Origin of the sequence: Sandaracinobacter neustonicus, assembly GCF_006385875.1 — a bacterium.
GTDB lineage: Bacteria > Pseudomonadota > Alphaproteobacteria > Sphingomonadales > Sphingomonadaceae > Sandaracinobacteroides > Sandaracinobacteroides neustonicus.
This window is the reverse complement of record NZ_VFSU01000015.1, coordinates 1-10,927: the sequence shown is the minus strand read 5'-3', so window position 1 is coordinate 10,927 and position 10,927 is coordinate 1. Positions and strand designations below refer to the sequence as shown.

The window sequence follows — 10,927 nt, the reverse complement described above, 5'->3', positions numbered from 1 at the left end:
GGATGTACCTGTCGACCGTGCTCGACGACTTCTCTCGCTACATCATTGCATGGAAGCTGTGCACCAACATGCGGGCCGAGGATGTCACCGACACGCTGGACCTCGCGCTCAAGGCCTCGGGCTGCGACAGCGCCACGGTGCTGCACAAGCCCAGGCTGCTCAGCGATAACGGCCCCAGCTACATCGCCGGCGAACTGGCGGAATACATCGATGCGCAGAAGATGAGCCATGTACGCGGCGCTCCGATGCATCCCCAGACCCAGGGCAAAATCGAACGCTGGCACCAAACCCTGAAGAACCGCATCCTGCTGGAAAATTACTTCCTGCCCGGCGACCTTGAGTCCCAGATCCAAGCCTTCGTCGAGCACTACAACCACCAGCGTTACCACGAGAGCCTGAACAATGTGACGCCCGCCGACGCCTACTTCGGCAGGGCTCCGGCGATCATCCAACAGCGTGAAAGGATCAAGCGACAGACCATCGAACATCGGCGCTTGCAGCACCGCAAGCTCGCCGCGTAACATCAACCCCCAGACGAGGCCCGCACTCCGCTAATTTACGCCGCGAGTTGCGCCAAATGTTCTGACGACTGACAATGCCACTCGACCCTTGCCGCTCCTGCGACCAGCGCAGGATGGCCGACGAGGTCAGCTCGGTGCCGTTGTCGCTGACCACCGTATGCGGCTTGCCGCGCATCCCGATCAGCCGCGTCAACTCCCGCGCGACCCGCACGCCCGACAGCGACGTGTCTGCCACAAGCGCCAGGCATTCCCGCGTGTAGTCGTCGACCACGCACAGGATGCGGAACCGCCGGCTGCACGTCAGGGTGTCGGAGACGAAGTCCAGCGACCAACGCTGGTTCGGCCCATCCGGCAGCACCAGCGGCGCCCGCGTGCCCAGGGCGCGTTTGCGGCCACCGCGACGACGCACCCGCAGGTTCTCCTCGCGATAGACCCGCAGCAGCTTCTTGTGGTTCGGCGTCATGCCCTCTCGCGCCAGCAGATAGCCGAGGCGCCGGTAGCCGAACCGGCGACGTTCGGCCGCCAGCTCGCGCAGCCGTTGCCGTAGCGGGCCATCGTCTGGCCGCGTCGATCGATACCGGATCACCCGCCGGCTCACGCCGACCAGGTTGCACGCCCGACGCTCGCTCAAGCCGTGATGCTCACGGGCATGGGCGACGGCATCCCGCTTAGCGCCGGGCGTCACCATTTTTTTGATGCCAGATCCTTCAGCACCACGTTGTCGAGCATCGCTTCGGCCAGAAGCTTCTTCAGCCGGCTGTTCTCTTCCTCAAGCGTGCGCAGGCGCCGGGCCTCCGACACCTCCAGGCCACCATACTTCGACTTCCACTTGTAGAACGTCGCCGAACTGACCCCATGGCGGCGGCACACATCCGCCGTCGCCATCCCAGCCTCCTGCTCCTTCAAGATCGCGATGATCTGCTCTTCGCTGAACCTGCTGCGCTTCATCTTCATCCGACTCCTTCGCGTCGGACTCTACTCAGAATCGGTCACATTTCAGGGGAGCACGTCACTACGATGCGATGAAGGTCTGGAATGCCTGAAATATTGGCGACGAATTCCTATTTCCGAGCAATTTTCCATAGGCTTACGCTTCACCACCCAATTGATTGGTTTATCGAGATAGCGAATGTTCCACATGACCACCTCTACATCACCAAGGCCCCCATTAGTAACGAATAGTTGACTTTCGAAATCAGTTGGTCACGATATCGATATTAATGGCTTAAGAACGGCACGATGGCGTTCCTATCTCCCGACCGAATGGCAGGCTGTCATGACGAAGCGAAAAACGGGTACGTATGAAAATGTGGTGGCGGGCGGGGAAGATGTCCCCGCTTTCCTGCCATACGCCTTGCCGCCACGCGATCCCACTTTTGCGATGTCCAAGACGCTCGGCAGTCGGCTAACGGCAGCCGAGCAAGCCTTGGTGCGGCTCGACCTGGCGACCGAAATGGTGCCGTCGCTCGACTGGTTCCTCTACGGATTCGTTCGCAAAGAAGCTGTCGTCTCATCCCAAATAGAGGGGACACAGGCGACGCTTCTCGACCTGCTGAGCTTCGAAGCGAATGGGGCCAATGCACCTGACGCCGACGTGGAAGAGGTCTGCAACTATCTGGACGCTTTGAACCATGTTCAACAGCAGTTGGCGAACCCCTCAGGCATCCCGATTTCCATGCGACTCCTGAATGACGCGCATCGCCGATTGATGGACGGCGTGAGAGGCGCGACCAAGCAGCCGGGCGAAGTACGGCGCAGCCAGAACTGGATCGGGGGCAGCAGGCCGGGCAATGCGGCATTCGTTCCCCCGCCGCCGACACATCTGCCCGAATTGCTCAGCGCACTCGAAAAGTACATCCATGCCGATGACGAACTGCCCCCGCTCATCCGCGCCGGGCTGGTGCATGTGCAGTTTGAGACGATCCATCCCTATCTCGATGGCAACGGGCGCATAGGCCGATTGCTGATTTCGGTGCTGCTCCAGCATTGGGGTTTGCTCCGCGCGCCGTCGCTTTACCTCAGCCTGTTCTTCAAGCGTCATCGCGCTGAATATTACCGGCGGCTCGATGCCGTCCGGACCCAAGGCGATTGGGAGGGTTGGACCGACTTCTTTCTCGACGGTGTGACGACGATTGCCGACGAGGCGGTCGCATCGGCGCGGGAGATATTCGCTGTCATCGGCCAAGACCGCGCTCGGCTGTTGGCGAGTGACAGTGCTTCAGTATCGGCTGTCAGACTGTTTGAGGAACTGCCCAGCCATCCTATCGTCACGGTCGCGTCAGCCATGACCTTGCTTGGGATCAGCAAGCCAACCGCGATACGCGCGATTGAGGCGCTGGTGTCAGCGGAGGTTCTCATCGAAACAACCGGCAGGCGCCGGGATCGCAGCTTTGCCTATGGCGCCTATGTCGACCTGCTTCGGATTGGCACCGAACTCGAGAACACGAATTCGGGTCGGACTTAATGCGTTTCCCGTTTCCAGGAAGTCCCAAAATATCCACAGCAATGCGAAAAATATTGGGGCCCTATTGGGGGCCACGGGAAGAGAATGAAAAATTTATGAATTAAATATCAATATTTTGAGTGAAATATTGGATTCCCTTCACCCGCTCCAACCGCCTGTCCATCGACGTCTGCGTATGTCTGGGCAGGCTTTTCAAATATAAGGTATTTCTTGGCGCAGTTGGCCGCCGGCGTCCATCTGTGCTCGTGCCAAATCAGCCTCTTTGGGGGTATGATTGGGGGTATCCTGCAGCGCGGCCGATTCGATACCCACACGGTTGGGGGTATCTTGGGGTTTACGCCCTGGAAAGGCTGGGAAATATTCTGGCCCTGACAGATGTCTTAATTCGAAATGTGAAAACTGGCGCGGAAGCGAAAAAGCTTGCCGACGGCGGAGGCCTGTTCCTGTTGGTCACGGCTGCCGGGGCAAATTGTGGCGGCTGAAGTATCGCGTTGATGGGCGCGAGAAACTGCTGACCATCGGAGCCTATCCCGAGATTGGGTTTGGCGAGGCCCGCCGGCACCGGGAGGAGGCGCGCGAACTGATCGCCCTTGGAAAAGACCCCTCGCGCGAAAAGCAGCGCGACAAGGTTCGTGCAGGTCTTCAGGCCGCCGACACGTTCAAGGCCATCTGCGACGAGTATTGCCTGCTTGGCCACAGCAGGATCGAAAATGCAGTGCGCTATCTTGCGTCGATATTGACGATGCGCTGACGCTATCAGAGCGCACAGAAATCTGACATCTCAACTCCCGCCCCAGCGGGGAGCCTTCTCAATTCCCGCCAGACAACGGCAGATATCAGGATCGCCGTGCCTGATCTTGAACGTCCGGAATGTCAGCGCCTGCGGTCCGTTGGACGCCACACTCACTGGTTCTTGAATTTGCCACCCACTGATGCGGACAAACGGGCGCTTTGGACAACTCGATGATGGATACGACCGGCCGGTGTCAGTTGTCCCAGAAGTCGGTCCGGGCCCGCTTCAGCACACTGGCCATTGCATCCTCGGTCTTGAGGTCAGGCGTGCGATTCATCAGCACAATGATGGCATCGCCCTCCTCGGGGTCGAAATAGAAACTGGTGTAGACACCCTTGTCCGATCCCGAATGACCGGTCAGGCCGTCGCGGTCGCGCCAGAAAAATCTTTGCCGGTCGTCGATGTCGGGCGGCAGCTGCAGCTTCAGCATCTCTTCAAATGAGGCACGGGACAGCAGTGCACCGCTACCGGTTTTTCCCTGCGCCAAAAGGCTTTGCGCCAGAAGCGCCAGATCGCGTGCCGACGAGTTCACGCCGCCGTCGGGATAGTTGGGATTCCCGAACTGGGGATAAGCACTCAGCCCACGGTCCGCCTCGGTCGGCCGGAACAGCTTGCCGATCAGGAAATTGAGCTTGGGCTCAACGCTGCTGGCACAGACGTCTGTGTAGGGAAGACATTGGGAGACCTCATATCGCGTCGCCAGCTTGCCAGCGGGATAGTCATCAATCAGCCAGGAGCTGTTGGCCATCCCCAGCGGCTCGAACACATTGGCCTTCGCCAGAGCAGCCAGCGGCGCACCGCCAGCGGCCTCGGCCACGGCACCCGCCACACCGGCGCCAGGATTGCTGTATTCGCGTAGCGTTCCGGGCTTCGCATCCAGATAATGGGCGCCGTCTGCATATCGCGCGCCTTCGGGGGACAGGAGGCCTCGCAGATAGTCGTTGAGCTTTGTGGGCGAATCCGCGCCCGGCTGATAATCCGCCGTATCATAATAGTCGGCGATTCCAGACGTATGCGTTGCCAGCTGGCGGATGGAAATCGGCTCCCCGCTGGCATGGGGATTTTTCACGCTGAAGGGTAGCAGCGGATTGATGTCGGCATCAAGGTCCAGCAGTCCCTTGTCGTACAACTGCAACAGCACGATCCCGAGGATGGGCTTGCTGATGGAGGCAATGTTCATGGGAGTGTCGGGCGTCATCGGCGTGCGTGACGACACATCCGCAAAGCCATAGCCCCGCAGGTGTACTATCTCGCGGTCCTTCACCACTGCAATGGCCATTCCGGGAATGGCCCCTTCCTCCATCAGCGCTGCGACGAAGCTGTCGAAATCCGGCGCTTGGTCCGAAACGGTCGTCTGCCGTGGCGCGACCAGCCAATAGACGACGACAGCCAGCGACATGGCCAGGAGGACATAGAGCGCCCTTTTCATGATTGTGCGGACCCCAGTTCAAACAGATCCCAGAAGCGATCCGCCATGCTGCGTTTCTTGAGAGAGGAAATGCCGATATCGAGGACATCGCCGAGATCGGTGCCGATATCCCGGTTCAGTCTCTCGAAAACCTCCGCAGCCTCGACGTTGTATTGGTCGAGGAGAGTCGCCTGGGCCTTGCCGACATCCGTCAGGAAATATTCGATGCGACGTCGGTCAGCTTCGTCGGCTCGCTTGTCGATGATGTGGAGCCGGGTGAGCGTGGCGAGATGCTGTGCAACGGTCTGGTGCGGATGCTGCAGCACACGCGCCACTTCCGTCACGGAAGCCGGTCCGCACTTGCCAAGGTAGAGCAGTGTGGACGAGCAGCTCACAGGGAAGATCATCCCTTTGTGGGTATAAACTTCGGTCACCTGGCTCTGAATCAGAAAGGCCAGATCCAGCAGTTTCTTGGCTGTGTAGGCCTTCTGAACAATGGCGGTGTTGTAGAATTCTCGCCGTGTCATCGGCGTGTGATAGAGATATGCAATTACTTGCGCAATATGTTGCGTATATTCCGACGCAAGGATCCCTAGCCCCACACCCGCGCTCCGAGCGCGTGGCGGCTTGCAGCAAGCTGCGTCTAAAGCTGCCTAGTCGATTGCGCCCAGACACCAACGTTGCGGATTGTTGAACGGACGACAGCCAACGGCAAGTTGGTTTGAGAACTTCAATGTCAGCAATGTCGGCGAATCTCGGCGCCCTTTCACGGCTGTATAGCGGCAACGTGTTCTGTGGGTTACGACCGCCAGGCCGGCGGTGTTGTAGCGAAATTGCGGTTTCCCCCAGCGGCTCAGCTCATCGTTCGAGTCTGAAGGCAGGCATTGACAATCGGCAAAAGCAGGGCAAATCATCGGCCATGGGGCCAGCGATCTCCCCATGAGGCTTCGAGCCGATGTATCGCGTCCTGATCTTGGCAGAGGACGCGCATGCCCGCACCAAATGTGATTGCCGCCGAAAAGCTGTTGCGCCTGATCGGACTTCCGACGGCGCCCCTGATCCTGGATGTCCGCACACCGTCCGAAGGTCTTTCGGACTGGCAATTGATCCCCGGATCCATCCCGTTCCCGCTGGCCGATGCCGATCTGCCTGCAACGCGACGTGTGGTCGTTGCCTGCGCCGACGGCGGGGCGCACAGCCAGTCCGTCGCTGCCCTGTTGCGCCAGCGCGGCATTGCGGCCGAAGTGCTGGAAGCTGGGCTGACCGGCTGGGCCGATGCCGGCTTGCCGCGCATCCCGGCCGGCGCGCTGCCGCCGCGCGACGCAATGGGGCGGACGCTCTGGGTTACCCGGGCGCGACCAAAGGTCGATCGCATCGCCTGCCCATGGCTGATCCGTCGCTTTGTCGATCCGCTGGCCGCCTTTCTCTTCGTCCCGCCTTCCGATGTTCTGGGCGTTGCCAGCCGGCTTGGTGCGGAGCCGTTCGATATCGAAGGTGACGGCGTTCGCTGGAGCCATGCCGGGGACGATTGCAGCTTCGATGCCCTCCTCCACGGGCTTGGGCTGGCAGGGTTCGACGCCTTGGCACGCCTCGCCATCATCGTTCGCGGGGCTGATACCGGGCAGCCGGGCCTGGCGCCGGAAGCCGCTGGCTTGCTGGCCATCTCGCTTGGACTGTCGCGCCTGTTCGATGACGATCACGGACAGCTCGAAGCCGGCATGCTCGTGTACGACGCTCTCTATCGCTGGAGCCGCGACGCCACCACTGAAACCCATGACTGGGTATCGCACCAACCCGCCGCCACCCGCGCAAAGCCACGGCCATGAAGCCGTCGGCCGAGCCGCTGGCCCCCACATCCGATCCTCTGCCGCCTGACATTGGCTACTCCGCGCTGTTCTGGCGGTTCCTGAAATTCGGGGCGATGGCCTTTGGAGGCCCGGTGGCGCAGATCGCCATGATCCGCCGCGAGCTGGTCGAGGAAGAGCATTGGATTTCCAGCGCCCACTTCAATCGCCTGATCGCGGTGATGCAGGTGCTGCCCGGGCCGGAAGCGCATGAGCTGTGCGTGCATATGGGGATACGGGCCAAGGGACGGATCGGCGGTATCCTGGCCGGGCTTGGCTTCCTGCTGCCGGGCCTGCTGCTGATGCTGGCGCTGGCCTACGCCTATACGGAACTGCACATTGCAGGCACCGCGCTCGGGGCGCTTTTCATGGGCGTGCAGGCGGCGGTGATCGCGCTGATCATCCGTGCCGTGCACCGGATAGGCGAGCATATATTATCGGATCGCTGGCTCTGGGCGGCCACTTTGCTCGCGGCGGCCGCGTCTCTTGCCGGCGTCAGTTTCTGGATTGTCCTGCCGGCTGCCGGTTTCGCCTATGCGGCTGTCTCCAATGGCAGGAACTGGCTGGCCCTTACGATAGTGCTGGCGGCGGCGGGGCTGGGCGTGCTCCTGCACGACACAGCGGCGGCGACCGATGCCGCGACCGCCGCCCAGCCAACGCCGCTGGCGCTGTTCTGGTCCGGCCTGAAGGGTGGGCTGCTGACTTTTGGCGGCGCCTACACGGCCATTCCCTTCATCCGCAACGACACCGTTTCGCGCGGCTGGATGACTGATGCGCAATTCCTGGATGGCCTGGGCCTTTCGGGAATCCTGCCCGCCCCGCTGGTGATATTCGCCACCTTCGTGGGCTGGGTCAGTGGTGGGCTGTGGGGCGCTCTGGCGATCACTGCAGGCATGTTCCTTCCCGCGTTCGCCTTCTCGCTTCTGTTCTATGAGCGGCTGGAGGCCGTGGTGGACGATGATCGTCTCCAGCATTTTCTGGCCGGCATAGCGGCGGGCGTGGTGGGGGTGATCGCAGTCACTCTTGTCAGCCTTGGCCGGTCTGCGGTCGAGGCGTCGAGCAGCCTGCCCGTGAGTATCGCCATCCTCGCCGCCGCGCTGTTGCTTCTGTACCGCTGGAAGCACCGGCTCGTGCCCCTTGCCGTCGTAGCGCTGGGCGCCGTCGTGGGAGTGCTGTTGCTGGGCCGCGGGCTGTAACCCCGCCGACAAGTTGGACAGGATTTCAAAGAGAATTGGCTTTGACTCGGCCAGACCAAACGAAGCTATGCGATCCGAACGAACGACAGCTTGCCGGCGACGCTTTAGCTCAGCCAATTTCAGCATTCTCGACGAAGATGCCAAGTGCTTGCGGTCAGCTTCATACGGGCTGCCTAGAGCCCAATCACCGACCATGGACATCCAGCAGGGCAATCTTAAAAACTGCCACAGGAAGGGGGCAGCGATCATGGGCTTGGTGCACGTGCGCGCAGTGCAGGTGGCAAGCGGGCTTTTGAAATGCAAAGGGCCGGAAACACTTGTTGTGCTGCCGGCCCCCATCAAAGGGCTGACAGAAACAAACTGGCTACGAACGAACCAATCCTGCAAACTCAACCGGCGTCTCCACCGGCTCGTTCCGATCCTTGCGCTCGGAGTATCGGTCGACCAGTTGATCGGTGTGGGGACGTAGCAAAACGGTGAACCGCACCAGCTCCTCCATGACATCGACAATCCGGTCGTAGTAACTGGACGGCTTCATGCGCCCGTTGTCGTCGAACTCGTCATAGGCCTTGGCGACGCTGGATTGGTTGGGGATGGTGACCATACGCATCCAGCGGCCAAGGATACGCAGGCTGTTCACGCTGTTGAACGACTGCGAGCCAGCATTGACCTGCATCACCGCGAGCGTGCGGCCCTGCGTTGGGCGAACCCCCTTCATGGCCAGTGGCAGATGGTCGATCTGCGCCTTCATAATGCCGGTGATCTGCCCGTGCCTTTCAGGGCTGCACCAAACCTGCCCTTCTGACCAGATCGAGTGCTCGCGTAGTTCATGGACTGCTGGATGGTCGTCGTAAGGAAACAGGTCGGGCGGCGGGAGATCGGATGGGTCGAAGATGCGCGTCTCGCAACCAAACAGCTGCAACAGCCTTGCAGCCTCCTCCGTCGCCAAACGCGAGAAAGAACGATCCCGCAACGAGCCGTAGAGCAGCAGGATGCGCGGCGGCGGGTCGAGTTCGCCGAGATCCAGCGCAGGTAGACGATGCAGATACTCGGGCCTCAGCGCCGGAAAATGTTCGGGGTCTGGAAGAGTGCGCAAACGGCTCATGTATTATCCTTGGTGGCAACGTTGGGCGTGGTGGCAGGAAACCATCGGCGGCCCAGCCAGAAGGCAACATTCACCAACAGGATCAGCACCGGCACCTCGACCAGCGGGCCAATCACGGCTGCGAAGGCGACCGGCGATGCAAGGCCAAAGGCCGCGATGGCAACGGCAATTGCCAGCTCAAAATTGTTGCCGGCTGCCGTGAACGCCACCGCCGTGGTGCGGGGATAATCCGCCTCGATCAGCTTCCCCATCCAGAAGCTGATGAGGAACTGGACAACGAAGTAGATGACGAGCGGGATGGCGATGCGGATCGCGTCGCCCGGCAACGTCAGGATGTCCTGCCCCTTCAGGCTGAACATGGCCAGGATGGTAAACAGCAGCGCCAGCAGAGTGACGGGGCCGATCTTTGGCAGGAAGCGCTGTTCATACCAGTCGGCGCCCTTGCGTGCGACCAGCAGGCGCCGGGTGAGGAAGCCTGCCGCAAACGGGACGCCGAGATAGATGAGGACGGCCTGTGCGATGGTCCAGAAGCTGACGTTGATTACGCTGCCTCCCAGCCCCAGCAGCGGCGGAAGGAACATGAGGAAGAACCAGGCGTAGACGCTGAAGAACAGGATCTGGAACAGCGAGTTGAACGCGACCAAGGCCGCAACATACTGGTTGTCGCCCTTCGCCAGCTGGTTCCAGACGATCACCATGGCGATGCAGCGGGCAAGGCCGATGAGGATCAGGCCGGTCATGTATTCGGGATGGTCGCGCAGGAAGATGACAGCGAGCGCGAACATCAGCACCGGACCGATAATCCAGTTCTGCACGAGCGAGATGGCAAGGATGCGCTTGTCGCGGAACACCAGAGGCAGTTCCTCATAGCGGACTCGGGCGAGCGGCGGATACATCATCAGGATGAGCCCGACCGCGATAGGCAGGTTGGTGGTGCCGATGCTGTAGCTGTCGATGGCGGCGGGCAGGCTCGGGAACAGCGCGCCGAGGCCAACTCCGATTGCCATCGCGATGAATATCCAGAGCGTCAGGTATCGATCAAGGAAAGATAGGCGTGGGCGTGCGGGGCTGTTCATGGGTCTTCAGGCGCCCACGCGTTTGCCGCTGGCGTCGATGACCTGCTCGCCGTCTTCCTTCGTGAATGCGCCCTGTTGTGCCGTTGGCAGCAAGCTGAGCACTTCCTCGGACGGACGGCAGAGCTTGACGCCCAATGGTGACACGACGAGCGGGCGGTTGATGAGGACCGGGTGCGCCATCATGGCGTCGATCAACTGCGTGTTGGTCAACTCTGGGTTGCCGAGATTGAGGTTGGCATAGGGCGTGCCCTTTTCCCGCAGCAGGTCGCGGGGCGAAATGCCGGCCCTTTCGATCAGGCTTTCCAGCATCGCCCTCGACGGCGGCGTCTTCAGATACTCGATGACATGCGGCTCAAGCCCCGCGTTGCGGATGAGGCCGAGCGTGTTGCGCGAAGTTCCGCACTCCGGGTTGTGATAGACGATGATATCGGTGGGCATTGGCGAGCCTCTCAGCAGCAGGCGAGTTCGGAGATCAGCGGCGCGCACAGTTCCGGGCTTCCCGCGCAGCAGTCCTTTACGA

Annotated in this window: 11 protein-coding genes and 1 pseudogene; 6 read left to right on the top strand and 6 right to left on the bottom strand. The window is 61.1% G+C overall.

The genetic code is table 11. The features are described from left to right. Positions 1–521 (top strand): integrase core domain-containing protein (locus FJQ54_RS04680; RefSeq protein ID WP_140927230.1); only part of this gene is annotated, 521 nt, incomplete at its 5' end. 74 nt (positions 522–595) lie between these two features. Here the strand turns inward: FJQ54_RS04680 and FJQ54_RS04675 are convergent. After that, positions 596–1,469: pseudogene (locus FJQ54_RS04675) on the bottom strand (IS3 family transposase); the annotation flags it as partial. Between the two features lie 328 nt (positions 1,470–1,797). Here FJQ54_RS04675 and FJQ54_RS04670 point away from each other — a divergent pair. The 3 genes from FJQ54_RS04670 (at position 1,798) to FJQ54_RS04665 (ending at position 3,736) form a co-directional block, all read left to right on the top strand. Beyond that, on the top strand, positions 1,798–2,985 hold the full coding sequence (locus FJQ54_RS04670; RefSeq protein WP_140927262.1) for a Fic family protein: 1,188 nt from the start codon (positions 1,798–1,800) through the stop codon (positions 2,983–2,985). 119 nt (positions 2,986–3,104) lie between these two features. Further along, positions 3,105–3,467: an Arm DNA-binding domain-containing protein gene (locus FJQ54_RS17745; RefSeq protein ID WP_235890315.1), complete on the top strand. Its 363-nt coding sequence runs from the start codon at positions 3,105–3,107 to the stop codon at positions 3,465–3,467. Beyond that, positions 3,455–3,736, top strand: a complete 282-nt coding sequence (locus tag FJQ54_RS04665) for an Arm DNA-binding domain-containing protein (protein WP_235890314.1) — start codon at positions 3,455–3,457, stop codon at positions 3,734–3,736. The genes FJQ54_RS17745 and FJQ54_RS04665 overlap by 13 nt, the downstream gene beginning before the upstream one ends. A 235-nt stretch (positions 3,737–3,971) precedes the next feature. Here the strand turns inward: FJQ54_RS04665 and FJQ54_RS04660 are convergent, their stop codons facing one another. Together FJQ54_RS04660 and FJQ54_RS04655 are read right to left on the bottom strand one after the other, a co-directional pair. Then, a complete protein-coding gene (locus tag FJQ54_RS04660; RefSeq protein ID WP_140927261.1) occupies positions 3,972–5,207 on the bottom strand; it encodes a serine hydrolase domain-containing protein in 1,236 nt (411 codons plus the stop codon). Further along, positions 5,204–5,713, bottom strand: coding sequence for a MarR family winged helix-turn-helix transcriptional regulator (locus FJQ54_RS04655; protein ID WP_140927260.1), 510 nt, complete (start codon positions 5,711–5,713; stop codon positions 5,204–5,206). Before FJQ54_RS04655 ends, FJQ54_RS04660 begins: the two co-directional genes overlap by 4 nt. 462 nt (positions 5,714–6,175) lie before the next feature. Between FJQ54_RS04655 and FJQ54_RS04650 the strand changes: the two genes are divergently transcribed. After that, positions 6,176–7,012, top strand: a complete 837-nt coding sequence (locus FJQ54_RS04650; RefSeq protein WP_140927259.1) for a chromate resistance protein ChrB domain-containing protein — start codon at positions 6,176–6,178, stop codon at positions 7,010–7,012. After that, on the top strand, positions 7,009–8,226 hold the full coding sequence (gene chrA, locus FJQ54_RS04645; RefSeq protein ID WP_140927258.1) for a chromate efflux transporter: 1,218 nt from the start codon (positions 7,009–7,011) through the stop codon (positions 8,224–8,226). The genes FJQ54_RS04650 and chrA overlap by 4 nt, the downstream gene beginning before the upstream one ends. 364 nt (positions 8,227–8,590) lie before the next feature. On the opposite strand, the gene arsH is transcribed toward chrA, so the two are convergent. From arsH to arsC, 3 genes are read right to left on the bottom strand one after another with little or no spacing between them, the layout of a single operon-like run. Continuing rightward, positions 8,591–9,331 (bottom strand): arsenical resistance protein ArsH, encoded by a 741-nt coding sequence (arsH, locus tag FJQ54_RS04640; RefSeq protein ID WP_140927257.1) that lies wholly within the window; start codon positions 9,329–9,331, stop codon positions 8,591–8,593. After that, positions 9,328–10,407, bottom strand: a complete 1,080-nt coding sequence (gene arsB, locus FJQ54_RS04635) for an ACR3 family arsenite efflux transporter (RefSeq protein WP_140927256.1) — start codon at positions 10,405–10,407, stop codon at positions 9,328–9,330. The genes arsH and arsB overlap by 4 nt, the downstream gene beginning before the upstream one ends. Before the next feature lie 6 nt (positions 10,408–10,413). Next, a complete protein-coding gene (gene arsC, locus FJQ54_RS04630) occupies positions 10,414–10,845 on the bottom strand; it encodes an arsenate reductase (glutaredoxin) (protein ID WP_140927255.1) in 432 nt (143 codons plus the stop codon). Positions 10,846–10,927 lie beyond the last annotated feature (82 nt).

Coding starts and splice junctions, on each gene's coding strand:
- FJQ54_RS04670 (WP_140927262.1), top strand. CDS start 1,798: ATGACGAAGCGAAAAACGGGTACGTATGAAAATGTGGTGGCGGGCGGG.
- FJQ54_RS04660 (WP_140927261.1), bottom strand. CDS start 5,207: ATGAAAAGGGCGCTCTATGTCCTCCTGGCCATGTCGCTGGCTGTCGTC.
- FJQ54_RS04655 (WP_140927260.1), bottom strand. CDS start 5,713: ATGACACGGCGAGAATTCTACAACACCGCCATTGTTCAGAAGGCCTAC.
- FJQ54_RS04650 (WP_140927259.1), top strand. CDS start 6,176: ATGCCCGCACCAAATGTGATTGCCGCCGAAAAGCTGTTGCGCCTGATC.
- chrA (WP_140927258.1), top strand. CDS start 7,009: ATGAAGCCGTCGGCCGAGCCGCTGGCCCCCACATCCGATCCTCTGCCG.
- arsH (WP_140927257.1), bottom strand. CDS start 9,331: ATGAGCCGTTTGCGCACTCTTCCAGACCCCGAACATTTTCCGGCGCTG.
- arsB (WP_140927256.1), bottom strand. CDS start 10,407: ATGAACAGCCCCGCACGCCCACGCCTATCTTTCCTTGATCGATACCTG.
- arsC (WP_140927255.1), bottom strand. CDS start 10,845: ATGCCCACCGATATCATCGTCTATCACAACCCGGAGTGCGGAACTTCG.